Raw genomic sequence first — 24,571 nt, forward strand, 5'->3', positions numbered from 1 at the left:
ATGGCCGGAGATTCTTGTGCAGCATCCGATTCGCTTCTACGACAAACCCGCTGGCGGCCTTGGCTCGCTGCATGGCACCGCCAAGGCATTGCGCAGCAATAGCCCGCTGCCGGCGTTGAAAGTACTGCCGCAATTGAACCAGCCGGGCGGGGTGGATTGCCCGGGTTGCGCCTATCCGGATTCGCCCAAGGACAAGGCAGTCGATTTCTGCGAACAGGGCGCGTGGGCGATTGCGCATGAATCAACGGCACGCCGCGCTACGCCTGAATTCTTCGCGGTCAATCCCGTGGCCTCGCTGCGTAGCCGCGCCGAGTGGGAGCTGGAGGGTTTTGGCCGCCTGACCGCGCCCATGCTGTACGACCGTGCCAGCGATACCTACCGCGAGATCGAATGGGATGAGGCGTTCAAGCTCGCTGCGGGCGCGCTGCGTGCCCTCGATGCGCCGGGCCGCGCCGTATTCTATGCGTCTGGCCGCAGCAGCAACGAGGCGGCGTTCCCCTATCAATTGTTTGCGCGCGCGTTCGGCACCAATAACATGCCCGACTCGTCCAACTACTGCCACGAGTCGTCCGGCATGGCGCTGGGCACGACACTGGGCGTGGGCAAGTCCACCGTCACGCGCGAGGACTTCGAGCATGCGGAGGCGATCTTCGTATTCGGCCAGAACCCTGCCACCAACCATCCGCGCATGCTGGGCGACTTGCGCGAAGCTTCGCTGCGCGGATGCCGCATTGCTGCCTTCAACCCGATGCTGGAGCCGGGCTTGCGCGGTTTCGCCGATCCGCAATCGCCGCTCGAGACCCTGACCGGCCGCGGCACCCGCATCGCCAGCGAGTATTTCCAGGTGCGCGTGGGCGGCGACCTGGCGGCCATTACCGGCATGTGCAAGGCCGTGCTGGAGGCGGAGGATGCGGGCGGCAAGGTGCTGGACCGCGATTTCATCGCGCGCCACACCAGCGGTTTCGAGGAATTCGCCGCCGCCGTGCGTGCGCAGTCGTGGCCGCAGGTGGAGCAGGATAGCGGCCTGCCGCGCGAGCAGATTGAAAAGGCGGCGGCAATCTATATCGCCTCCAGGGCCACCATCGCCACCTGGTGCATGGGCCTGACCCAGCACGAGCATGCGATCGAGACGATCCAGATGCTGGTCAACCTGATGCTCCTGCGCGGTAATGTGGGCAAGCCGGGCGCGGGCCTGATGCCGGTGCGCGGCCACTCGAACGTGCAGGGCGACCGCACCGTGGGCGTGACTAACCGGCCGAAGAAGGAATGGCTGGAGGGCCTGCAACGTGTGTTCGGTTTCACGCCGCCGGCCGAGCATGGCCTCGATGCGGTAGCGGCCATCAAGGGCATCATGGACGGCTCGGTTCATGCCTTCCTTGGCCTGGGCGGCAATTTTGCCGTGGCCGGGCCGGATACGCCGCGCGTGCTGCAGGCGATGGAGCGGTTGCAGTTGACGGTGCATATCGCGACCAAGCTGAATCGCACCCACCTGCATCCGGGACAGGTCGGCTTGCTGCTGCCTTGCCTGAGCCGCACCGAGCGCGACGAGCAGCAGGGCGGCCGCCAGTTCGTCAGCGTGGAAGACACGGCCAGCATGGTGCACGCCTCGGCTGGGCGCAGCGACCCGGCCAGCGCCAAGCTGCGTTCGGAGCCGCATATCGTCACCGAGCTGGCGCGCCATACGCTGGCGGCAGGCGCGCCGACGCCCGGCATCGACTGGCAGGCCATGGGCAGCGATTACCGCGTGACGCGGTCGCTGATCGAACAGGTCGCCAGCACCGCCGTGGCGGGCTTTGAGAAGTACAACGACCGCATCGCGCAGCCGCGCGGCTTCCACCTGCCGAACAGCGCGCGCAACCGCGACTGGAAGACTGCCAGCGGCAAGGCGCAATTCACCGCTATCGCGCTGCCGCAGGACACCATCATGGGCCGTGCCCGCGCATCCTTTGGCGACGAGGTACTGTGCCTGGCCACTGTGCGCGCGCACCGGCAGTACAACACCACCGTCTATCGCGACACCACGGGCGAGGTGGACCGCTATCGCGGCGTGCACCACACGCGCAAGGTGCTGTTCATTTCCGCTGCGACGATGGCGCGCCTCGGCCTGCGCGACGGCCAACTGGTGGACGTGCACGCAGCATCCCCGGACGGCATCGCGCGCACATGCAGCGGCTACCAGCTGGTGCAGTATGACGTGCCCGATGGCGACGTGTTCGGCTATTTCCCCGAACTGACGCCGCTGATTTCCCCGGAGCTGGTGGCGCGCGGTTCGGCCACGCCGGCCTTCAAGGAAGTGCCGGTCCTGCTCAGGCCCGCGGAATAATCGGTTCTTCGTGGTGCATCGGCGCATCCAGCGGGATCGTGATGCGGAAGGTAGTGCCCACGCCGGGCATGCTGTCGACGTGGATCTTGCCGCCCAGGATGGTGGTGACGATATTGTGCACGATGTTCAGGCCCAGCCCTGAACTGCCTTCGCTCATGCGGGTGGTGAAGAAGGGATCGAAGATGCGATTGAGGTGGCCGGACGCGATGCCGGCGCCGTCGTCGCTGATGACGATCTCGGCCTGCTCGCCGGAAGGCACCGGCACGGTGATCGACAAGCGGCCGTGATCGCGATTGTAAAAGCCGTGCATGATGGCGTTGTTCACCAGGGCTGCCAGTACCTGGCCCAGCGGGCCGGGGTAGCTGTCCATCGCCACCAGGGCAGCAACGTCCACCGTGATCTGGTAGGGCGTCTTGCGCAGCACCGGCGACAAGGTGTTCATGTTCTCCTGGATGACCGCGCCAAGGTCGAACTTGCGGCGCTGGGAACTGGTGCGGTCCACAGCCACCTGCTTGAAGCTCGATACCAGGCTGGCCGCGCGCTCGATGTTGCGCGTCAGGAGCAGGCCGATGCCGTCGGCTTCGTCGAGGAACTGCTGCATGTCCGAGCGCCGCAGACCGCCCTCGAAACGCCGGCCCAGTGCATCGATCTTGTCGTGCAGGGTGCTGGCGGCAACCAGGCTGTTGCCGATCGGCGTGTTGAGTTCATGCGCAATGCCGGCCACCATCGAACCCAGGGCCGCCAGCCGCTCGCTGCGCGCCAGTTCGTCCTGCGCATGCCGCGCCGCTTCGGTGCGTTCGGCCACGCGCCGTTCCAGCGATTCGTTGAGGACGGCCAGTTCTTCGTACAGCACGGCCCTCTCCGACAGCCCGGTCAGGATGTTCTCGCGCATTTCGTTGATCTTGTTGGCCAGCAGGTCCAGTTCCGTGTTGCCTCCATGTTGCAGCTGCAGCGGCGTGCTGCCAAGATTGTCGATGTTCAGGTGGCCGACATAGTCGCTCAGTTGCTGCAGCGGCTTGCCCAGCCAGTGCCGCACCACCAGCACGAAGATGAACCACAGCGCCAGGGTCTTGATCACTGAATTCACCAGGATCAGGAAGAAGCCGTACTCGACCTGGCCCAGGATGATGCGCCGGTTGGAATAGACTGTCCACTTGCCGATTTCCTGCGGCGTGCCGTTTTCAAGCTTGTACGAAATCGGGAATTCGCGGCTGAAGATCTGGCCGAACAGGCCGTCGTTGCCCGACGGCGGCGCCAGGCGACCGTCGGGTTGGGCCTGCATATGCCTGCCTTGGTCGTCGAGCACGGTGCCGACAGCGCGAACCAGCTTGCCCTGGTCGTCGACGACCTTGATCCCCACCACGATCGGCAGCTCTTTCATGCCGGCCAGGATGCCGCGCATGATGTCATCGTTAAAGCGCCACATGGCGTCGGCGATGCCGGGGCCGAAGGTGTGCTGCATGGCTTCGATTTCGCTCTCGACGCGGGTACGGGTATGCCTGTACTCCGCGGTGAGCTGGATAACGGTCACCACCACCGTCACGATGAAGTAGCAGCCAAAGATGATGCGCAACAGGCGCGCGGCGATCGAGCGGGTCATTTGAACCACCGGTTTTCGATCTGCTTGTAGCGCGGCGAATTGAGCAGCCTGTCGTAGCCCTGGTTGAATCGCTCCAGCATCTCGCTGCTGCCCGGCGCGGTCTTGCTGAAAGCGATGAACAGGTCGGGGGTAGCGACTGTCCCCACCAGCGTGAAACGCCCGGCGAATTCACCTGGCTTGCTGCGGAACAGGGCGTTGGCAATACGCTCTTCGGCCGCCATGTACTCGATGCGATTGGCCATCAGCATGCGGAATCCATATTCGTTCTTGTCCACCACGCGGCGGCGGATCCGCGTGTTGACGTCGAATTCCTCACCGTACTCATAGTCCCGCTGTACGCCGACGGTGTGTCCCTCCAGGTCTTTGGCGCGCAGGCCACGCTGGATCGAGCCCGAGCGCGCGTAGATATTCATACGGGTCGAAAACAGCGGCATCCGCGGCCACAGGTAATGCGGCCTGATCAGGCTATTCGGCACCGCGTCAAAGCATGCTGTCAGTTGGCCGGTACGCGTTTCAGCCATGCAGCGCGAATAGGGCAGGGCTCTGAACTCGACCTGGACTCCTACCAGGGCAAAGGCTTCGCGCACCACGTCCACTGCGAATCCCTGCGCGTGCTGCCGGGGCGCCGACGAATAGGGGGCCCAATCATCCTCGGCCCCGATGACGACTGTGGAGGTGGCGTACACCAGCCGTGCATAAATGGCAAGTGAGGCGCCGAAACAGGTGGCCAGGAAATTACGGTTCATGACGATTCACGCCGTAGGGAGACGGACTACATCCCGGCAAGTATAAACTTTGCAATCACTTGCGTTTCACTATTTGAAACCGTTGTTGTAGCAAAACCATATCGGTTTATGTCAAAAATGTAATCCAGCTTAAGGAAATTTCATCGTACAATGTGAAGTTTTTTCAATATTAGAAAGCAATCAGGATTGCCGTGTCGACAGTTGTAAGCTACTTCCAGGCCCGCCTCGGGGCCGCATTCTCCATCGCCGCTACCCCGCTGACGCTGACCCTGCCGGAAGTCGCGCCGCCGGCCAATCCGGCCGGCTGGCCGCGATGGCAGCCGTGTGCAATACCACGCCACATTTAACAATTAACCCACCAGGAGTTCTTATGGCAGAGCCATACCTGAGCGAGATCAGGCTCGTCTCATTTAACTATGCGCCCAAAGGCTGGGCGAAGTGCGATGGGCAATTATTGCCAATTAATCAAAACCAGGCCCTGTTCTCCCTGCTGGGGACCACCTATGGCGGCGACGGCCGGGTCAATTTCGCGCTGCCGGACCTGCGCGGCCGGATGCCGGTGCACGACGGCGACACCATGATGCGCGGCCAGGCGGGAGGCGAGTTTGCGCACACGCTGACCCAGGCCGAGCTGCCCGCCCACAGCCATCGCTTGAACGCCAGTACGGCCCTGGCCAGCAGCAGCGACCCGAATGGCGCGCTGTTGGCGCGCAAGGGCCGCCTGAGTGCCGATGTCTTCAACGGCAGTCCCAATGTCGGCCTGGTACCGACCCAGGTGTCGAGCATCGGCGGCTCGCAGGCGCACGAGAACACGCAACCCTATCTGGCGCTGAATTTCATCATTGCGCTGCAGGGCGTATTTCCTTCATCTACTTAATCGGAGGCGATCATGTCGGATCCCTATGTCGGCGAAATTCGCCTGTTTGCCGGTAATTTCGCGCCGGCCGGCTGGGCCTTCTGCGACGGCCAGCTGATGGCTATTTCTGAAAACGAGACGCTGTTCCAGCTGATCGGCACCACGTATGGCGGCGACGGCCAGAGTACTTTTGCCTTGCCGGACATGCAGGGGCGGGTGCCGGTGCACAACGGCACGCTGTCGGGCCGCAGCATCCAGATCGGCGAGAAGGGCGGCGCCGAGTCGGTGACCCTGACCGTGCAGCAGATCCCGAACCATACGCACACCATCGTCGGCAGCAGCGAGCGCGGAAGCGGGGCCTTCACCAACTTTACCGGCTTCCCCGCCGCGACCGTGACGAGCGCCTCGGCCATCTACGGCCGTTCCGACAACAATGTGCAGCCCATGGCCGCCAACGCCATCACCCCGGCCGGCGCTTCGCAGCCGCACGACAACATGGCGCCGTACCTGGGCCTTCATTTCATCATTTCGTTGTACGGGGTCTTCCCGAACCCTAACTGAGGAGCGTCCGATGACGTCAGCATTTGTAGCAGAAATCCGCATGTTCCCCGGCAGTGTCGTGCCGCAGGGCTGGGCCAGGTGCGACGGCCAGATCATGTCCATCGCGCAGAACACGGCGCTGTTTTCCCTGCTGGGCACCACTTACGGCGGCGACGGCAAGAGCACCTTCGCCTTGCCCGACCTGAACGGGCGCACGCCGCTGCATCCGGGCCAGGGCGCTGGCCTGTCGCCGCGCTACCTTGGCGAAAGCGGCGGCAGTGCATACGTCACCCTGCAGGAAACGGAAGTGCCGGCGCATAGCCACAATCTGCAGGCGACGACGGTGGCGGCCGACCAGATGGCTCCTGGCCCTTCCAGCGGCTTTGCCAAATCGGCGGTGTCGAACCAGGTGTACAGCAAGACCACCAGCGGCATGCAGCCGATGCGCCCGGATGTCCTGGCCACGGCCGGCGGCAGCCAGCCGCATAACAATTGCCAGCCTTACCTGGGCATGGCGTTCTGTATCGCGTTGCAGGGCGTGTTCCCGCCGCGTTCCTGATGGACGTGACGTTGCGCCCCGAGTCGGGCGGGGACCACGAGTTCCTGCGCGGGCTGTTCGGCGCAGTGCGGCTGCACGAGTTGCCCGGCCTGGCGCAGCCGATGCTGCAGTCCTTGCTCGACATGCAGTTCGTCGCGCAGCGGCACTCATACCTGCAAGACTTTCCGGACGCCCGCTTCGACATCGTTGAATGCGAAGGCGCCGCAGTCGGCCGGATGGTGCTGGCGCAGTCGGGCGGGGCGCTTTGGCTGGTCGACATTGCACTGTTGCCGGCATGGTGCGGACGCGGCATCGGCAGCGTGCTGCTGCACGGCCTGCAGCGCGAAGCCTGCGGCGCGGGACTGCCGCTGCGCCTGCACGTAGCACTGAATAATCGGGCCGGGACGCTGTATAGGCGCCTCGGCTTCAAGGAAACTGGAATGTCCGGCATGCACCGGACCATGGAATGGGAGAACAATGATGACTGATCGAGTGACTTCCCGGCGCACCCTGTTGAAGGCGGGCGGCGGATCCTTGCTGGCGGCGGGCCTTGGCCTGGGCGCCCCGGCCGTGCGCGCGCAAGAGGGCGGCAGCGGCTTTGCCTGGAGCCGCGGCGCCGCGGAAAGCCTGGTGGGCCGGCAGTTCTGGCTGAACCATCCGGAGTACCGCGCGTTGCCCATCATGGTGGAGGCGGTTGTGAGTTCCAGGCTCGCACCGGAAGGCGCGGAAGCCAGGCAATTTACGGTGGTGTTCTCTGCCGCCGCCCAGCCGGCCGTCAAGGCAGGCAGCTATGAAATCGAAAATGAAGCGACAGGCCGCCAGCTGGTGTACCTGCAGCCGGCGGCGCGCCAGGGCGCCCGCGTGACGCTGCGCGCCGACTTCAACCTGCACGTTTAAGGAAACACCATGCACAAACACGCCTCCGCCAACCGTTTTTACCGCCTCGTCTGGAGCACGCTGCACCGCTGCTGGGTCGCCGTTGCCGAAGGCTCGCGCAGCCACGGCAAGGGCGGCGTTCGCCGCCGTGCCGTCGCCGTGCTGGCGGGCAGCCTCGCGATGGCGGGAGCGGCCAATGCCGGGGCGCCGCCGGCCAACGCACTGCCGAACGGCATGCAGCTGGTGGCCGGCCAGGCGGGCGTGAATGTGCAGGGCAACAGCATGACTGTCAGCCAGGCCACGCAACAGGCGATCATGAACTGGCAGGGTTTCAACATCGGGGCCGAGGCACTGGTGCGTTTCAACCAGCCCAACGCATCGGCCGTGGCATTGAACCGCGTGGTGGGCGGCGAGGCAAGCGCGATCTTCGGCAGGCTGTCGTCCAACGGCAAGGTGTTCCTGGTGAATCCGCAGGGCGTGCTGTTCGGCGCTGGCGCCCAGGTCAACGTGGGCGGCCTGGTTGCCACCAGCCTTGGCATTTCGGACCAGTCCTTCCTGTCGGGCAGCTACAACTTCAGCGGCAGCGGCATGGCCGCCGTGCGCAATGCGGGCAGCATCAATGCCGACGGCGGGATTGTCGCGCTGCTGGCGCCGGCAGTCTCCAATACCGGCGCCATCAAGGCGCAGGGCGGCAGCGTTGCGCTGGCGGCGGGCAATGCGATTGGCCTGGACTTCCGCGGCGATGGCTTGATTGCCGTGCGCGTGGAAAAGGGCGCGCTTGATGCGCTGGCTGAAAACAAGGGCCTACTGCAAGCCGACGGCGGCCAGGTGGTGCTGACAGCCAAAGCTGCCGATGCGCTGGCGCGCTCCACCGTCAATAACGCCGGCCTGGTACAGGCGCGAGGCTTGCTTGCCGACGGCGGAACGATCCGCCTGGTCGGCGACGGCCAGGTGCACGCAGGCCAGCTTGATGCTTCGGCCAGCCGGGGGCAAGGGGGCAGGATCCAGGTCGAAGGCGGTTTCGTCGCGCTCGATCTCGCCGTTCGCAGCGACGGCGCGCGTGGCGGCGCCATTGAAGTGAAGGCGGAGCGCGACCTGTCTGCGGCGTCGGCCTTGTCCGCTGCGGGCAGGAACGGGCTGGGCGGCAATATCAGCCTGTCCTCCGGCGCCAGCGTGGTGGAGAACAATGCGGCGTCGGCCGACGCCAGCGGCGCAACGGACGGCGGCACCGTGTCGCTGCGCGCGGGCGGCAGCCTGTTGTCTTCCGGCCGCCAGGCGGCACGCGGCATCGCAGGCAAAGGCGGCCGCGTCGACATCAGCGGCGCCGACGTGCGCCTGATGGGCGCCACAGTCGATGCTTCGGGCGCCACCCAGGGCGGCCTGGTACGCGTAGGCGGCGCATTCCAGGGCGGCGCCAGGCGCGACGATGCGCCGGATGCGGATCGCTTTACCGCCCGCTGGGGGAGCACGGCCGGCATTGGCAATGCCGACGCCACCTTCCTCAACGACAGCACCGTGCTGGACGTCTCGGCGCGCGGCTGGGCAGGCCAGGGCGGCACCGCGATTGTCTGGTCGGACCGGCAGACCACCATGCTGGGCACCGTCAAGGCCGGCGGCCAGTCGCGCGGCGGTGCGGTGGAGATCTCTTCGCATGAGGACCTGCGCCATGTGGGCCTGGAGCGGCTCGAGATCGGCAAAGGCGGCAGCCTGCTGCTGGACCCGAAGAATATCGTGATCGGCAGTTTCGCCAACCAGTGGACCTTTGAGGCGGCAATCGGGAAGGGCTTCAGCGGCGGCAAGAACCAGGATGTGGCCGGCCTGAACACAGGCGACACCTTCGGCTCCAGCGTGGCGCTCACTTCCGACGGCAAGGGGCTGGCCGTTGGCGCACCATTCGACGCCGGCAACGGCGGCGCTGCCGGGGTGACCTATGGCGCGGTGCGCTTGTTCACCTTCAGCGACGACAAGTTTAGCGGCGGCACGCTGGCGGGAACCATCGGCTACGGCTACACCGGGGGTAACAACTACAATATGTCGGCCAAGCTGACCGGCAACGATTCCTTCGGTACCGCGGTCGCGCTGAACGGCGCCGGCACGGTCATGGCTGTGGGCGCGTTGGGCGAAGACCTGGCGGGCAAGGTCTATACCTTCGCCTTCGGCGGCGGCTTCACGGCGCCCGCATTGAAGCAGACCATCACGGCTGTCGACCCGGGCGGCAATGCCTTCGGCGTGTCGGTCGCCCTGAACGGGGCCGGCGACAAGCTGGCAGTCGGCGCCTTGTACAACAACAAGGTTGAACTGTACAAGTCCACGGCAGGCAACTTTGCGTATGCGCAAACCCTGAGCGGCGGTACGGCGCCCGACGTTCAGTACGGTACGGCCGTGGCGCTGAACGATGCCGGCACCCAGCTGGCAGTCGGAGCCCCTGGCGAGAATAATGCCCGCGGAACGGTTTACCTGTACACCACGCCGTTCGATACACCGGTGTTGGCCGGCACGATCGGCCAGGGCGGCAGCAAGCTCGATATCGCCCTGGTCGAAGGCGAAAGTTTTGGCGCTTCCCTGGCCATGAACGATGCCGGTACGCGACTGGCAGTCGGTTCGCCGAGCAATGGCGGACTTGGCAGCGCGACCACCGGTCCGGGCGCGGTGCGCATCATCGATTACAGCGGCAACTTCGTATCCCCTGCCGTGACCGCGGTCATCGGGCGCGAATACCTGCAGGGCGCAAATGCCAGCCTGGATATCGACGAATTCGGCAACTTCGGCTTTGCCGTCGCCATGAACGGGGCCGGCGACGCCATGGCGATCGCGCAGCCGCGTGCCAGTGCGGCCGACGGCAACGATCCGTGGACCGGCGCGGTCAGCCTGTTCCGCCTGCTGCCGGCCCCGGCCGGCGGGTCCCTGGCATTCAATCAAGGCTATCCCAAGGCGGGCGTCAACGCCGCAGTGGACGCACAAAAGCTTGCAGCGGCGCTGGCCGACGGCACGGACATCACGCTGCAGGCGAACAACGACATCACCTGGGATGCGGGCAACGCGATCAATGCCGCAGGCAATGGCCGGCTGACCCTGCAGGCTGGCCGCAGCATCGACCTGAAGTCCGACATCACGATGGGCGGCGCGCTTGACGTCGTGGCCAATGCCGGTACCGCCGCCGGCGTAGTCAACGGCTACCGCAGCGCAGGCAAGGCGGCGATCACGGTGGCGGACGGCACAGCCATCAGCGCCGGCGACGTCAACATGACCATCCATACGGGCGCCGGCCAGGCCAACCATGACAGCGGCGACATCACCGTTGGCGGCGCAGTGAGCGGCCGGCGCGTTACGGTGATCAACCGCGGGACGAGCGCAGGCAGCGATATCGTGATCAACGCGGGCGGCAGCCTGGTTGGTTCTGCTGGCAGCGGCGTGACTGTCACCGTGGCTGCCCATGGTTCCTCGGGCGGCAGCTTCATCAACAACGCGGGCAGCAGCGCGCTGCAGGGCGGCGTCAACGGCTACTACCACGTGTATTCCGATACAACCCAGAATACGCTGGAGGGCATGAGCGGCTACAGCAAGCACTACAACCAGGCGTACGACAACGTCGCGCCGGCTTATACGGCCGGTGGCGGCAACTGGTTCACGTACAAGGAATCGCCAACCCTCGTCGTTACTCCGCAATCGGCATCCAGGGTGTACGACGGCACCGGTGCCTTGCCGGCGTTTGCCAATAACGTCAAGGGCTATATCGATGGCGACTCGTACGACCTTACGGGTTCTGCCGGCGCTACCGGATTTACCAGGAACGCCGGCACCTATGCCCTGAACCAGGGCGACCTGGCGAGCAAACTGGGTTATAACATCACGTTCAATGGCGGCGGCCAGCTGACAGTGACCCCGAGGCAGCTGAGCGTGACGGCGACAGGCATCAACAAGGTCTACGACGGCCTGGATTCCGCATCCGTGACGCTGGCCGATAACCGGATTGCCGGGGACCAGTTGAGTGCAAGTTACACGTCCAGCAAGTTCTTCAACAAGAACGCGGGCTACGGCAAGGGCGTGACGGTCGCTGGCCTGTCGCTGTCCGGCGCCGACGCCGGCAACTATTCGCTTGGCTCGACCACCGCAACCACCAGCGCCGACATCACGCCGCGCATGCTGCACGTGAACGCCGCAGCCGCCGACAAGGTGTACGACAGCTCGGCCAATGCCAATGCCTCGTTCAGCGACGATCGCCTGGGCAGCGACGCGCTTGCCGTGAACTACGCCGGTGCTGAATTCACGGACAAGAACGTCGGTACCGGCAAGGGCGTGCAGGTGAGCGGCCTTTCGCTGTCCGGCGCCGATGCGGCCAACTATGTGCTGGGATCGACCTCCGCTTCGGCCACGGCCAGTATCACGGCGCGCCAGCTGGTGGTTGGCGTCAGCGCCTCCGATAAAGTGTACGACGGCGGCGTGTCGGCAACTGCAACCTTTGCCGACGACCGGCTCGGCAGCGACGTGCTGACGGTTTCGGGCAATGCCGTATTCGCCGACAAGAACGCAGGCGCCGGCAAAACCGTTACGGCCAGCGGCCTGGTACTGACCGGTGCCGACGCGGGCAACTATTCGCTGGCCGCGCCGACTGCCAGCACCACGGCCGCGATCACGGCACGCACGCTGCATGTGACGGCGACCGGCCACAACAAGGTGTACGACGGCACGCAGGCTGCTACGGTGGCATTCGGCGACGACCGCGTGGCCGGCGATGTGATGTCGATCGGCGGCAATGCCGCATTCGCCGACAAGAATGCGGGCAACGCCAGGGATGTCAGCGTGACCGGCATTTCCCTGTCGGGCGGCGATGCGGGCAATTATGTGCTCTCGTCCAGCCTGGCCGCAACCAAGGCGGATATCGTGCGCCGCACGCTGAATGTCAGCATGACCGGCGGCGGCAAGACCTATGACGGGACGAGCGATGCGGCAGTCGGTCTGGCAAGCGACGCCTTGAACGGCGACATCGTGTCGCTGGGCAGCGCAGGCGCCAGTTTCGCCAACAAGGATGCCGGCACCGGCAAGACCGTCAACGTGAGCGGCATTTCCATCACGGGCGGCGCCGATGCGGGCAACTATGTGCTGGCGTCCGGCACTGTCACTGGTATCGCGGATATCGCGGCACGCACGCTGGTGGTGACGGCCACCGGCGTGAACCGCGTGTACGACGGCAGCCGCGCTGCGGCAGTGGTTTTTGGCGACGACCGCGTCGGCGGCGACGTGCTGTCGGTGAGCGGCAACGCGACATTTGCCGACAAGAACGTGGGCATCGCGAAGGATGTCGGCGTGAGCGGCATTACGCTGTCCGGCACCGATGCCGGCAACTACGTGCTGGCATCGGGCTCGCTTGCCACCAGGGCCGACATCGGCGCACGCACCCTGAACGCAACGGCCACCGGTGTCAACAAGGTGTATGACCAGGGCATGGCCGCTGCCGTGACGCTGGGCGACGACCGTGTGGCCGGCGATGCGATCTCGCTTGGCTATGGCAGCGCAAGCTTCGCCGACAAGAATGCCGGCACTGGCAAAGCGATCAGCGTCAGCGGCATTTCCATCGGCGGCGCCGATGCCGGCAACTATGTGCTGGCATCTTCCAATGCCGCTGCCACCGGTGATATCACTGCACGTTCGCTGACGGTGGGCACGCTGGTTTCGAACAAGGTGTATGACGGCAACTTGTCCGCCAGCGCAAGCTTTACCGACAACCGCCTGGCTGGCGACCAGCTGTCGGTGGGCGGCAATGCCGCTTTCGCAGGCAAGAACGCGGGCAGCGGCAAGACTGTCGTTGTCAGCGGCCTGGTGCTGTCCGGCGCCGATGCCGGGAACTATGCGCTGGCTTCGAATAGCGTCAGCGCCACGGCAGATATCACGCCCCGCACGCTCAACGTCAGCGCGCAGGGAAGCAAGGTTTACGATGGCGGCACCGCGATAGCGGCCAGCTTCGGGGACGACCGCGTGGCGGGAGACGTGCTGGCAATCGGCGGCAGCGGCAGTTTCGCCGACAAGAATGCCGGTATCGCAAAGGCGTTGACAGTGACCGGGCTAGCCTTGTCCGGCAGCGATGCCGGCAATTACCAGCTGGCTTCCACCACATTGGCCGGTACTGGCGCCATTACGCCGCGCGTCCTGACTGCCAACGTCGCAGCAACCGACAAGGTCTACGACGGCAGCACCGCCACCTCGGTGACCCTGCTGGGGGATGACCGTGTGGCAGGCGACCAGCTGGTACTGACTGGAGGCATAGGCAGCTTTGCCGACAAAAACGCCGGCAGCAGCAAGGCAGTGGTCCTGTCCGGCCTCAGCCTCGGTGGCGCAGATGCCGGCAATTACGCCGTATCCTTCGTTGCCAATTCAACGGCAAGCATTGCTCCGCGCGCATTGGTGGTCAGCGCGGCCGGCCTGGACAAGGTGTACGACGGTTCGCTGGCTGCAAGCGTGACCTTTGCCGACGACCGTCTTGCAGGCGACCGGCTGCAGGTGGGCGGCAATGCCGGTTTCGCAGACAAGAACGCGGGCAACGGCAAGGCGATTTCCGTTTCCGGCATCGCGCTGGCCGGCGCGGATGCCGGCAATTATGTAGTCAGCAACAATAGCGCAACTACCGTGGCGTCGATTACGCCGAAGGCATTGGCTGCCGTGGTCAACGGCGTTGCGGGCAAGGCGTACGACGGCGGCACCTCAGCCCTGGTGGCGGCGGGCCAGGTCGGCCTGGCTGGCTTTGCAGCCGGCGAGGGGGCCTCGGTCGGTGCGCTGCAGGGGCAATACAACAGCGCCAACGTGGCAGGCGCCAGCAGCGTCAAGGCAAATCTGGCCCCCGGAGCGGTGAACGCCAACGCCGGCACCGCCCTGTCGAACTACGTGCTGCCGGCGGATGTGACGCTGGCGGGCCGCATCGATCCACGCCAGGTGTCGATCAGTGGCGTGAGCGTGGCGAACAAGGCCTATGATGGCAGCAGTAATGCCGTCCTGTCGAACGTCGGGACCTTGTCCGGCCTGGTCGACGGCGAAAGCCTGTCGCTGCACGGGCCGGCGAGCGTGCAATTCGATAACCGCAACGCCGGCACCGGCAAGCAGGTGATTGCCAGCGGTTACCGCCTTGCCGATGGCAGCGGGCTGGCATCGAACTATGTGCTGGCAGACAGCTCGGTAATTGCCCGCGGCACGATCACCCAGGCGCAACTGATCGTGAAGGCGGACGACCAGGTGCGCGCCTATGGCGAGAGCAACCCGTCCCTGACGTGGCAGGCCAGCGGCTTCGTTGGCGGCGATACGGCCGCGTTGCTGGGTGATGTGCGCACCAGCACCGCTGCGGCCCGCGAGTCGGCTCCTGGCGGCTATGCGATCGTCATTGAGGGCAACAGCCTGGCCAACTATGCGGTCAATTACGTCAACGGCGTGATGACCGTGAAACGCGTGCCGCAACAGATCGGGAACCTCATCGGCAATACGGCAAGGCAGTCCTTGCCAGGGCAGCAAGGCTCGCTGGGGCAGGGGGCGCACGTGTGGACGCAACTGGCCAGCGACAGCGATCCCCTGGTCGAGGCGCCGGTCGCAGCCGTCAACAGCGGTGGCGGCACGGCGACCCTGGACAAGTGGGGCTGGCTGTCGGACTTGCTGCAGCGCGCGAAAGTGCGGGCCGCGAACAATGCAGCCGCCGCCACGCCGCAAAACACGGGCGAAACGCGTGAGTACACCATCGGCGGCGGCAGCCGCGTAACGGTACGCGGCGGCGGCGTGAACGGCGCCGGCGCACCTAACTGATAAGAAGCAGGGAACAAGAAGTGCAGAAACATACCAAGAACAGCCTGGCGCTCGCCATCCTCGGCGCCCCGGCCCTCGCATTGGCACAGTCGCAAGCCTTGCCGGACGCTGGCCGCATCCTCGAACAGAACCGCCCGCCGGCCCTGGTGCGCCAGCCGTCGGCGACCGGAAAAGTGGTGCCGGATGCGGCCCCCGTGCCGGGCCTTGCCCTGGAAGGTGCGCAGAAAGTGATGGTGCGGCGCTTTGCGCTGCAAGGTGCAAGTGCTTTCGATCCGTCCGAGTTGCAGCGCGTCCTTGCGCCGTTTACCGGGCGTGAACTGAGCTTCGCCGAATTGCAGCAGGCGTGCAACGCGGTGACGAGCCATTACCGCACGCACGGCTATTTCGTCGCCAGCGCAGTCCTGCCGGCGCAGGAAATCGGCGGTGGCGAGGTGACCATCCAGGTGCTGGAAGGTAGGATTTCCCAGCTGCGGCTGGTGCCGGACGGCGCTGTACGCCTGCGGCCGGAGATCGCGCGGCGCTACCTCGATGCATTGGTGCCGCCGGGCCAGCCGGTGCAGGAGCAGCGCCTCGAGCGCGCCCTGCTGCTGACGCAGGATTTGCCGGGCATGGGCGCGCGCGCCGAGTTGAGCCAGGGAGAAGGCCTTGGCGAGTCGGACCTGGCCGTGCAATTGAGCGAAGGACCGCTGGCCAGCGGCGCCCTGAGCCTGGACAATTCCAGCAATCGCTATACCGGCGCCACGCGCCTGACCGGCAACGCTGCATTGAACGACCTGGGCGGCCATGGCGGCCAGTTGTCGCTGCTCGCCTCTACCGCCGGCGACGGCTTCCGCTACGGCCGCGCAGGCTATGTGGCGCCGATGGGCTTCAAAGGCCTGAAAGCCGGCGCCGCCTTCTCGCGCATGCGCTACAAGCTGGGCGAGGACTTCAAGGCGCTGGACGCGCACGGCACGGCGTCGGTGGCGCAACTGATCGCCACCTATCCGCTGCTGCGCAGCCGCAGCACCAATGTCCAGCTGCGCACCGGCTTTGACGACAAGCGTTACGAGAACTTTGCCAATGGCGTGCAGAGCAGCGACAAGCATGTGAAAGTACTGCCGATGGCAGTGACTTTCAGCCGCCAGGAGCAGGACGCCATGACCCAGGCCAGCCTGGAACTCAGCCTGGGCCACCTGGATCTCGGCGGCAACGCCGCGTCGGCCGCCGCCGATGCCGTCGGCGCTCGCACGGAGGGCCGTTTTTCCCACCTGGCTTATTCGCTCGGCCGTTTCCAGCGCCTGGCCGGCAACTTCGGCTTGCTGCTGAACGCCAGCGGGCAGTTCGCGTCGCGCAACCTGGAATCGGGCGAGAAAATTTCGCTGGGTGGCCCGGGACGCGTGCGCGCTTACCCGGCAGGCGAGGCCAGCGGCGACGAAGGACACGTGTTGGCCACGGAGCTGCACTACGAGTTGCAGCAGCTGCGCACCGACCTGTCGGCCTTCGTGGACGTTGGCCATGTGCGCCTGAACAAGGGCCTGTATGCTGGTGCGCTGGCCGAAAACGGGCCGGGCAACAGCTACACCCTCAAAGGCGCGGGCCTGGGGGCGAACTGGCGCGGCGTGAACGGTACCGTGCTGCAGTTGCAGGTGGCGCGCAAGATCGGCCGTAACCCGGCGCCGGGGGCGAAGGGGGAAGATGCCGATGGCAAGTCATCCAACGTGCGCGCCTGGTTCACCGCTACCGTACCATTTTGAGTCCACTCTCCTAGCCATTTGATAGCTCGCCGTCCTTGCCGTTAAGGGCTTTCCTGCCAATGTTGCCTATTTTCCGGGCGACCCGGATACTGGAATGCTCCATAAACAGGCAGGGATGGCCATGAGCAAATTTCATCATATTACGCACTACGGTGAGCTCGTCATGCCGGGCACCACGGCGCGCGGCGAACTGCCGGACGACTTCACCATGAATTCCCCGGTCGGCATCGCGCGCGACCACTACGACCATGTCTGGGTGTGCGATACCGGCAACAGCCGCGTGCTGGTGTTCACCGCCGACCTGAACACGCTGCTGCACGTGATCGACACGCCGGGCGAGGGCAGCGAGCAGGCGCGCCGCCTGTTGATGCCTTTCCATCTTTGCCCGCATCCGGAACAGGACCTGATGTATTGCACCGACATGGGCAATGGCCGCATCGTGGTATTCGAATACGACGAGCACTCGGTCGACTTCCAGTTCGCTTTCGGCGACGCGGCCGATGTCATCAACGGCAAGGGCTTTGTGCCACTAAGCGATCCGAACGGCATCGCCTTCGTGAAGGAGGCCGGCGGCGAACATTTTGTCTACGTGTGCGATGAGTTCTTCCACACCGAAGGCGATGACCGCAGCCGCTGCGTCAAGTTCACGCCAGAGGGCAAATTCGTGCTGCAGTTCCGCACTATCGACGATGCCAACAGCGTGCACGACCTGCTGTGGCCACAGGGCCTGGCGTCGGACTCGCGCGGCAACCTGTACCTGGCCAACACCGGTCACTACGAAGTGCTGAAGATCGATACCGCCTGGCCGATCAAGGACGAGCGCGTGCAATGCCCCGGCGAGACGTCGCTGCTGCACAGTTTCGGCAACCCGGCCGGCATCGGCAAGTTCAACGTCATGCGCTCGGTGTGCGTGATCAATGACCGCATCTTCGTGCCGGGGCAGGTGGAGGATTCGATCACGGTCTACGATACCGACGGCAAGCTGCTGACGGTGGTCGAGGGCATGCTGCCGCTGTGGAACCACAAGCCGCAAGTGGCGCATTCGATTTCCGACCTGGTGTACGGTTCGCTGGAAGATGCCGTCTTCGTCGGGCCATACCAGATCTGCGCCGCGGCCGACGCCAACGTCTACTACGTGACCGAGCCGTTTGCATCCACGGTGCTGAAGATGCGCATCGCGCCCGATCGCGATGGCGGCGACCAGGATGCGATCCTGCTCGATGCGGTCGGCCACCGGCGCGACAACCAGGCGGCAAAGGCGGTCACCTCCCAATTCAACTGCATGACGGCGGTGATCGGGGTCGACCCCAAGCGCGAAGGCAGCGGCACCTTGCCGCAATCGAACTGGATCGACAGCTGGGCCAGCGCCACCGCCAACATCTACAAGTACTGGTACGACCAGTTGAAGCACCATGCGCGCCTCGATCCGCTGGCGGGGGCCGCCACGTCGTCCTACAACATCGATTCCGGCAACTGGTGCATGAAGACCTTCAACACCTCGGCCGACCCGATCGCGCAACTGCAGGACATGATGCGCGGCTTCTTCATGCCGGGCGGGCTGGCGATGGCGGTGTATTACCCTTCGCAGCCGCTGCTCGGGCAAATCTGTCCAGGCACGCCGCTGGTCTTTGTCACCAACTTCAACGCCTGCACGGTATCGATGTTCCAGTTCGGGCCGGGCGGGCACCTGCTGAACTACGGCCTGCCGTTCGGGCGCGAGGGCCTGGGCGGCAACGGCACGCTGAAGGCGCCGCAGGGACTGGAAGTGAACAGCCATGGCGAACCCTACATCGCCGACTCGCTGAACAACCGCATCTCGATGTGGCAGTTGCAGCCTTCCGGCCTGGTTTCCTTCGTCAGGAATTTCCAGTGGATGGAAGACGGCGAGCCGCTGGCCAGCTTCGCTCCTTGCGACGTGGCGATCGACGCCCAGGACCGCGTCTTCGTATGCGACCAGTTCAACAACTGCATCCGTGTCTTCGACCGGCAGGGCAACAGCCTGTGGAGCTATGGCCGCGCGGGCTATTGCGACGACCTGGAAAAGGATGCCGACAAGTTCTACCTGCCGGCCAGCCTGTGCGTGGACCAGGAGGGACACCTGATTGTCAACGATTTGGTAAACCGTGCGCTGAAGATCTTCCGCATTGGCGAGGACACGCTAGAATACGTAACGGGAGAGCTTGTATTTAAGAAGTATCCCGAAGTAGGCGGCGTCTGGATGCCGTTCTTCATCTACGCGCGCGACCGGCGCGTGTACGTGCCCGACACCACGTTTAACGTCGTCAACATCTACGCCTACCAGCTTGAATGACGGGGGTGCGCCATGTGGAGAGGGTTGTTGGCCGGGTTGCTGCTGGCAGGCGCCGCACAGGCGGCCGACAAGAAGATCTTTTCCGTAGGCGTTGAGGATTACAAGAACTGGCTGCCGTATTCGGAAGTGAAGAACGGCGTGTACGGCGGCTTGGGCAAGGACATCCTCGATGCCTTCGCCCGGCACATGGGCTACACCTTTACCTACGAATCCTATCCCCTGAAGCGGCGCGACCGTCTGTTCGTCGACGGCCAGGTCGACCTGTCGTTTCCGGACAACCCGAACTGGGTGGTGGAGATGAAGAAGGAACTGAAAATCAGCTACGCGCCGGTACTGGAATTTACCGACGGCGTGCTGGTCCGGCCTGAAAACCTGGGCAAGGGCGTGGGCCGCCTGAAAACCCTCGGCATTCCGCTGGGCTTCACGCCTTACCCTTACCAGCAGCTGATGTCGGCCGGTTCCCTGCGCATCGAGGAGACGGCCGATTACGATGCCCTGTACGAAAAGCTGATCATGCGGCGCGTCGACGGCGCCTACATGAACACGCGCATCGCCCGTCATTACTGGACCAAGATTCGCAAGCTGCCGCAAGTGCCGGTGCTGTACGACCCGGACTTGCCGCATGCTTCCGGCCAGTGGTACCTGTCGTCGCACAAATATCCGAAGGTGGTGGAGGAATTCCGCCGCTTCATGCAAACCAACAAGGCGGAAGTGGAGGAGTTGAAGAAGAAGTACAACTTCGTCTCCTCCGACGACCAGTAGTTACGCCGCTTTCAGGCCGAGCACCTCGATCGGCTCGATGCTGGGCGGGGTGGCGAACAACTCCGGCGCTTGCGCCATCAGGGCTTGTGCGATCGGGCCGTTCAGGTGGCCCTGGCGCGCTTCCTCGGTCTCGAATGCATCGAACACGCCGAATACGCGCTCCGACAGGCGCAGGGCGAACCAGTACCTGGTGCCTGCTTCCTGCTTGGCCAGCGCCAGGCCGGTGTGCAGGAAGTCGGCAACGGCGGATTCCTTGCCTGGCTTGGCCTCAAAACGGGCGAACAGTGCGTACTTGATCATGTCTATCTCCTTGTTGAAATCATCGCGAAACTGCGATGGAGGTACTTTACTGGCGCTGCGCATGCGGTTAAATTGGCGCGATTGACATCTTTGGTATCAATCGCGCCATGAATATCACCGTGCTCGCGCTAGACAGCGTGTTCGACACAGGGCTTGCCGCTGTATTGGACGCCTTCACCACGGCCAATGAGCTTGCGCCCATGCTGGAGGCGCCGCAGCCGGTCTTCAATGTGACGTTGGCCGGCATCCGCCCCGCAGTGCGCAGCGCCCAGGGCATGCAATTGCCGGTGCAGCCTTTGGCATCGGCGCCTGTGCCGGACCTGCTGATCCTGCCCGCCATCGGGCACAAGATGCCTGTGCCGCTGGAGGCTGCCCTGTCGTCGGCGGAAGTGGCTGATGCCGGCGACGCGCTGCGTGAACTGGCCGGGCAGGGCGTGCGCATTGCAGCCGCCTGCATCGGCACCTTCGTTCTGGCCGAAAGCGGCCTGCTGGATGGCGAGGAAGCGACGACGACCTGGTGGCTGACGCCCATGTTCCGCCAGCGTTATCCGCTGGTGCGGCTGGATGCACAGCGCATGGTGGTGGCATCGGGACGGTTCGTCACGGCGGGGGCGGCGCTCAGCCACCTGGACATGTCGCTGGCCCTGATCCGCCAAGCGAGTCCGGAACTGGCGGCTATGGTGGCGCGTTACCTGGTGGTGGATGCACGGCCGGCGCAGTCGGCCTATGTGATTTCCGACCACCTGGCCAATGCCGATCCGCTGGTCGCGGGTTTCGACCGTTGGGTGAGGCAACACCTGGCGGAGGGATTCAAGCTGGAGGCGGCAGCAGCGGCGCTGGCAACCAGCAAGCGCACGCTGGCGCGGCGCCTGCAGGAGGTGTTGGGCAAGACGCCCGTGAATTATGTGCAGGATTTGCGCATCGAACGCGCAGTCCACCTGCTCAAGACCAGCGGCGAGAACGTCGATCGCATCGCCGAGCAGGTGGGTTATCGCGACGGCGTCACATTGCGCACGCTGTTGCGGCGCAAGCTTGGCAAGGGCTTGCGCGAGATCCGCAACTGAGCAGGATTACTGCACGTTCAGCGTGACGTCATCCACGATGAAGGAAGTGGCGACGGTGGAGCCTTCCACGCCTTCGAAGTAGACGCGCACGGTCTGGCCCTTGTACGCGCTCATGTCGAAGGTGCGCTGCACGTAGCTCGAACCCTTGTTCAGGTTGGAGTAGGTTGCCAGCGTTGCCAGCACGGTACCGCTGCTGTTGCGCACCTGAACCTTCAGCGTGTCGTAGGCCTGGGTCGTGGTGGTTTCGTCGGACGTGATCTTCAGCCAGAAGCCCAGGGTGGCGCTGGTGGCGGTCGACGGGATGCTCACTTGCTGGTACAGCGTGTCCGTGTGGGCGCTGCCGTAGCCGTTCATCCAGGCTTTCCAGGTGCCGGCGTGGGCCGAGACGGACGAATCGTTGGTAATCACGCCGCTGCTCGCGCTCCAGCTGGTGCTGCCCGATTCAAAGCCGCTGTTCAGCACCAGTTGTTGCGTGGTGGTAGTGTTGTTCACGCTGAAGTTGACCGCCGAAGACGTCGCATTGTTGCCGGCGGCGTCGAAGGCCTTGGCGGTCAGCACGTGGGTGCCGTTGCTCACGCCGGTGGAGTTGAAGGCATACGACCATGGCGAAGCGGTGTCGCTGCCTTTCAGCGCGCCGTCCACGTAGAACTCGACCTTGGTCACGCCCACGTTGTCGGTGGCCGTGGCGTTGAAGGTGATGGTGCCGCTGCTGCCGCTGCTCGACGCGCTGACGGCAGGCGCCACGGTGTCGCCGCCGGTGGAACCCTGCTGCGTCACCCAGACCGGCGCCGACCACAGGATGTTGCCGTCGTCCTGGGTGACTTTGGCGTAGTAGAAGTGGGCGCCGTCGGTCGGGGTGATGGTGGTGTTGGCGCTGGAGGCGAGCAGGGTGACGGTGCCATTGCGGCCCGGGACGCCTTCGTAGAATTCCGAGGTCGATACGGTCTTGCCGGAGCTGCTGGTGAAGTTGGCCACCAGGTTCAGCGGGCCGCTGTTGGTAAAGCGCTCGCCCATGACATGGCCGTTGGCGGTCAGCACCAGTTGCGAAGTCTTGTCCATCGTCGCAAAGACGCGGCGGGCGCGGATCGCGTCCATGAAGCTGGCCGTGCTCAGCGCGGTGCCGTTCGGGATCAGCACGCCAGTGCGGTTGGTGTAGGAAGCGCCCCAGTTGGCGCAATGGTTGTCCTGGTCGGTGCTGAAGGCGACGTGGAAGCCGGCTTCCAGCGCCTTCTTGCAGGCGCCCTCGTAATTGCTGCGGCTTGTTTCGGTTTCGGTGGTGTTGGTGGAGAAGGCGGAAGTATTCATCACCTCGCACAACGCCATCGCTTCGTCGCCGTCAGCAGTGTAGCCAAGCGGCACGCTGTTGACCAGGAACTGGCCGCTGGACGACGGGTGGTTGAACTGGCCCAGCCAGCCGCGCTGGCGCATCAGGGTGTACAGGCTGGCGTAGTCGTTCTTGGCGGTGTAGGTGTCGGCGATCAGTTGGCCGGAGCTGTTGCTCTCCCATCCCAGCAGCTCGTTCGAGTTCAGGATGTTCATGTGGCCGCCGTTGTTGATGACGCCCCATTCCATGCCGTAGATCGCCAGGAAGTTCGGGTTGGCGCTGTTGAAGCTGGCCGCTTCCGACAGGCCGGCCTGGTACAGGGCCCTGGCCTTGGCCGGGTCGGCGGAAGTATTGGTGGAGTCCGAACCGTCGTACATGTGGTTATGTTCGGAGGCCATCAGGAAGTCCAGGCCCTTGTTCTTCGCGTAGTTGAAGGCGTCGGTCGGGCCGTAGGCAGCCGATTGCGGGTTTTGTGCGCCGGTGCAGGCGGACAGGTCGCCGCCGCCGTCGCTGTGATTGGTCTGGCTGTGCATATTGCCGAAGTAGACCGTGTACGGCAGGGACGACGGTGCCGCGGCGATGGACATCAGGCTCGGCGCAGTGGAAGCCTTGGCCTGCGGCTGCTGGCCGATGGCGATTTCCCATTCCTGGTCGTGGATTTCGCCGTCATGGCCGGCGATGCGGCGCAGTACTGCGTCGGCGCCCGAGGCCAGGCCGCGCTGCGCGTCTTCGGAGATGGCGCGCAGGCGCGCCTTGTAGATGCCGTTCGGCAGGGCATTACGGCGGTTGCGGCCGGCCCATTCGACGTTGACGCTGACAGGCTTGTCCTGCAGGCGTTCGACGCCGGTCCAGCGTTCCACCACGCTGCCGTTCGGCGCGACGACTTCCAGCACCCAGCTCACGGACTGGGCGCCCTTGACGTAAGGGTAGCTGAAATCGAGCTTGAAGCTGCGCGCTTCATTGGCGCCGGCGACAGCGCGGTAAGGCGCGTGCAGCGTGGCTTCGAACTCGTGGTGGTCGGCGGTGGAGGCCTGGGCGGTGCCGATGGCTGCCAGTGCGGCGGCCATCGCAAGCTTGCGAAATGCGAAAGTCATGGTTTTCCCCGTGCTGTGATAATGCGCGAGAATATGCGGCAGCACGGGAGCGGCGACAAATACGGAAAAGCTTTGCGATTAAGACGCAGGCCTTATATACCGGTTTGAATTGTCCCACTTTGAACAATTCTGGTGATTTGTCCGGATTTGAAAGCCTTATGTGACGGGGGCGTCATAAATCTCTTGGCAACTTGTGGCGTTTTTGCCTCAGTTTACTGGGGCCGGAACACCAGAACCGGCACCGGTGTGTTAAGCAGCACGCGGTGCGTCTCGCTCCCCAGCAGCATGCCTTTCACGCCTTTGTAGCCGTGGGTCGCCATCGCGATCATGTCGCAGCCGTAGTCGATGGCGGTGGCGACAATGGTTTCGTAGGGCTGGTCGGAGCGGCGCTGCACCACGTCGCATGGCACGTTGTAGTCCCTGGCGACCTTCGATACTTCGTCCAGCACGGCGCTTGAGTGGACTTCGCTGTCCTTCAGGTAGACGCCGCGCGTGTCTTCCAGCATGTCGGGGTGGTAGGTGAAGATGTGGAATTCCGGGATCACGTGCAGCGCCGTCACGCGCGCGCCGGCTTCCTGTGCAAACTTGATGGCCGAATGCAGGGCGGCGCCGGAGGCCGGCGAACCGTCGGTAGGGAACAGAATGTGCTTGAACATGGCTTGCTCCAGTGGTGGATTGTTGCATCCAGTCTGCACATTGGTACCGATTCCAACCATGACCTGGGT

At 64.6% G+C, this 24,571-nt stretch carries 17 protein-coding genes; 12 read left to right on the forward strand and 5 right to left on the reverse strand.

Annotated elements, in window-relative coordinates; translation table 11 throughout:
- The first annotated feature begins 16 nt into the window (after positions 1–16).
- Positions 17–2,323 carry an FdhF/YdeP family oxidoreductase gene (locus ACN9M3_RS14225; protein ID WP_426323264.1) on the forward strand — a complete coding sequence of 769 codons (2,307 nt, stop codon included), beginning with the start codon at positions 17–19 and terminating at the stop codon, positions 2,321–2,323.
- Here ACN9M3_RS14225 and ACN9M3_RS14230 read toward each other — a convergent pair.
- Together ACN9M3_RS14230 and ACN9M3_RS14235 are read right to left on the reverse strand one after the other, a co-directional pair.
- Positions 2,307–3,923: a sensor histidine kinase gene (locus ACN9M3_RS14230; protein WP_426171657.1), complete on the reverse strand. Its 1,617-nt coding sequence runs from the start codon at positions 3,921–3,923 to the stop codon at positions 2,307–2,309. The genes ACN9M3_RS14225 and ACN9M3_RS14230 overlap by 17 nt on opposite strands.
- Positions 3,920–4,669 (reverse strand): substrate-binding periplasmic protein, encoded by a 750-nt coding sequence (locus tag ACN9M3_RS14235; RefSeq protein WP_426323266.1) that lies wholly within the window; start codon positions 4,667–4,669, stop codon positions 3,920–3,922. The genes ACN9M3_RS14230 and ACN9M3_RS14235 overlap by 4 nt, the downstream gene beginning before the upstream one ends.
- Before the next feature lie 191 nt (positions 4,670–4,860).
- On the opposite strand from ACN9M3_RS14235, the gene ACN9M3_RS14240 reads away from it, so the two are divergent.
- From ACN9M3_RS14240 to ACN9M3_RS14285, 10 genes are all read left to right on the forward strand, one after another.
- Complete coding sequence (locus tag ACN9M3_RS14240) at positions 4,861–5,016, forward strand: hypothetical protein (protein ID WP_426171660.1); 156 nt, start codon at positions 4,861–4,863, stop codon at positions 5,014–5,016.
- A 23-nt stretch (positions 5,017–5,039) separates the two neighbouring features.
- Positions 5,040–5,546 (forward strand): phage tail protein, encoded by a 507-nt coding sequence (locus ACN9M3_RS14245; protein ID WP_426171661.1) that lies wholly within the window; start codon positions 5,040–5,042, stop codon positions 5,544–5,546.
- Between the two features lie 12 nt (positions 5,547–5,558).
- The gene (locus ACN9M3_RS14250; protein ID WP_426171663.1) at positions 5,559–6,086 is read left to right on the forward strand and encodes a phage tail protein; all 528 of its coding nucleotides are present in this window, start codon (positions 5,559–5,561) and stop codon (positions 6,084–6,086) included.
- A gap of 10 nt (positions 6,087–6,096) precedes the next feature.
- Positions 6,097–6,624, forward strand: a complete 528-nt coding sequence (locus ACN9M3_RS14255) for a phage tail protein (protein ID WP_426171664.1) — start codon at positions 6,097–6,099, stop codon at positions 6,622–6,624.
- Entirely contained in the window at positions 6,624–7,091 is a 468-nt protein-coding gene (locus tag ACN9M3_RS14260) for a GNAT family N-acetyltransferase (RefSeq protein WP_426171665.1), read from the forward strand. Before ACN9M3_RS14255 ends, ACN9M3_RS14260 begins: the two co-directional genes overlap by 1 nt.
- A complete protein-coding gene (locus ACN9M3_RS14265; protein WP_426171667.1) occupies positions 7,081–7,500 on the forward strand; it encodes a DUF6916 family protein in 420 nt (139 codons plus the stop codon). The genes ACN9M3_RS14260 and ACN9M3_RS14265 overlap by 11 nt, the downstream gene beginning before the upstream one ends.
- A gap of 9 nt (positions 7,501–7,509) precedes the next feature.
- Complete coding sequence (locus tag ACN9M3_RS14270) at positions 7,510–15,258, forward strand: YDG domain-containing protein (protein WP_426323270.1); 7,749 nt, start codon at positions 7,510–7,512, stop codon at positions 15,256–15,258.
- A gap of 20 nt (positions 15,259–15,278) precedes the next feature.
- Positions 15,279–16,991, forward strand: coding sequence for a ShlB/FhaC/HecB family hemolysin secretion/activation protein (locus ACN9M3_RS14275; protein WP_426323272.1), 1,713 nt, complete (start codon positions 15,279–15,281; stop codon positions 16,989–16,991).
- 121 nt (positions 16,992–17,112) lie between these two features.
- Positions 17,113–19,302, forward strand: a complete 2,190-nt coding sequence (locus ACN9M3_RS14280; RefSeq protein WP_426323274.1) for an NHL repeat-containing protein — start codon at positions 17,113–17,115, stop codon at positions 19,300–19,302.
- Positions 19,303–19,329: 27 nt separating this feature from the next.
- On the forward strand, positions 19,330–20,064 hold the full coding sequence (locus ACN9M3_RS14285; protein WP_426171675.1) for a substrate-binding periplasmic protein: 735 nt from the start codon (positions 19,330–19,332) through the stop codon (positions 20,062–20,064).
- Here ACN9M3_RS14285 and ACN9M3_RS14290 read toward each other — a convergent pair whose 3' ends face one another.
- Positions 20,065–20,364 carry a putative quinol monooxygenase gene (locus ACN9M3_RS14290; protein ID WP_426171677.1) on the reverse strand — a complete coding sequence of 100 codons (300 nt, stop codon included), beginning with the start codon at positions 20,362–20,364 and terminating at the stop codon, positions 20,065–20,067.
- Between the two features lie 107 nt (positions 20,365–20,471).
- On the opposite strand from ACN9M3_RS14290, the gene ACN9M3_RS14295 reads away from it, so the two are divergent.
- Complete coding sequence (locus ACN9M3_RS14295) at positions 20,472–21,428, forward strand: GlxA family transcriptional regulator (protein WP_426171678.1); 957 nt, start codon at positions 20,472–20,474, stop codon at positions 21,426–21,428.
- A gap of 6 nt (positions 21,429–21,434) precedes the next feature.
- On the opposite strand, the gene ACN9M3_RS14300 is transcribed toward ACN9M3_RS14295, so the two are convergent.
- Both ACN9M3_RS14300 and ACN9M3_RS14305 read right to left on the reverse strand, forming a co-directional pair.
- Positions 21,435–23,846, reverse strand: coding sequence for a CehA/McbA family metallohydrolase (locus tag ACN9M3_RS14300; protein ID WP_426171679.1), 2,412 nt, complete (start codon positions 23,844–23,846; stop codon positions 21,435–21,437).
- Between the two features lie 212 nt (positions 23,847–24,058).
- On the reverse strand, positions 24,059–24,502 hold the full coding sequence (locus ACN9M3_RS14305; RefSeq protein ID WP_426171681.1) for a universal stress protein: 444 nt from the start codon (positions 24,500–24,502) through the stop codon (positions 24,059–24,061).
- Positions 24,503–24,571: the final 69 nt, after the last annotated feature.

The organism is Pseudoduganella sp. R-43 (assembly GCF_049913255.1).
In the GTDB taxonomy this organism is placed as follows: Bacteria; Pseudomonadota; Gammaproteobacteria; order Burkholderiales; family Burkholderiaceae_D; genus Rugamonas.

Coding starts and splice junctions, on each gene's coding strand:
- ACN9M3_RS14230 (WP_426171657.1), bottom strand. CDS start 3,923: ATGACCCGCTCGATCGCCGCGCGCCTGTTGCGCATCATCTTTGGCTGC.
- ACN9M3_RS14235 (WP_426323266.1), bottom strand. CDS start 4,669: ATGAACCGTAATTTCCTGGCCACCTGTTTCGGCGCCTCACTTGCCATT.
- ACN9M3_RS14245 (WP_426171661.1), top strand. CDS start 5,040: ATGGCAGAGCCATACCTGAGCGAGATCAGGCTCGTCTCATTTAACTAT.
- ACN9M3_RS14250 (WP_426171663.1), top strand. CDS start 5,559: ATGTCGGATCCCTATGTCGGCGAAATTCGCCTGTTTGCCGGTAATTTC.
- ACN9M3_RS14255 (WP_426171664.1), top strand. CDS start 6,097: ATGACGTCAGCATTTGTAGCAGAAATCCGCATGTTCCCCGGCAGTGTC.
- ACN9M3_RS14260 (WP_426171665.1), top strand. CDS start 6,624: ATGGACGTGACGTTGCGCCCCGAGTCGGGCGGGGACCACGAGTTCCTG.
- ACN9M3_RS14265 (WP_426171667.1), top strand. CDS start 7,081: ATGATGACTGATCGAGTGACTTCCCGGCGCACCCTGTTGAAGGCGGGC.
- ACN9M3_RS14270 (WP_426323270.1), top strand. CDS start 7,510: ATGCACAAACACGCCTCCGCCAACCGTTTTTACCGCCTCGTCTGGAGC.
- ACN9M3_RS14280 (WP_426323274.1), top strand. CDS start 17,113: ATGAGCAAATTTCATCATATTACGCACTACGGTGAGCTCGTCATGCCG.
- ACN9M3_RS14290 (WP_426171677.1), bottom strand. CDS start 20,364: ATGATCAAGTACGCACTGTTCGCCCGTTTTGAGGCCAAGCCAGGCAAG.
- ACN9M3_RS14295 (WP_426171678.1), top strand. CDS start 20,472: ATGAATATCACCGTGCTCGCGCTAGACAGCGTGTTCGACACAGGGCTT.
- ACN9M3_RS14300 (WP_426171679.1), bottom strand. CDS start 23,846: ATGACTTTCGCATTTCGCAAGCTTGCGATGGCCGCCGCACTGGCAGCC.
- ACN9M3_RS14305 (WP_426171681.1), bottom strand. CDS start 24,502: ATGTTCAAGCACATTCTGTTCCCTACCGACGGTTCGCCGGCCTCCGGC.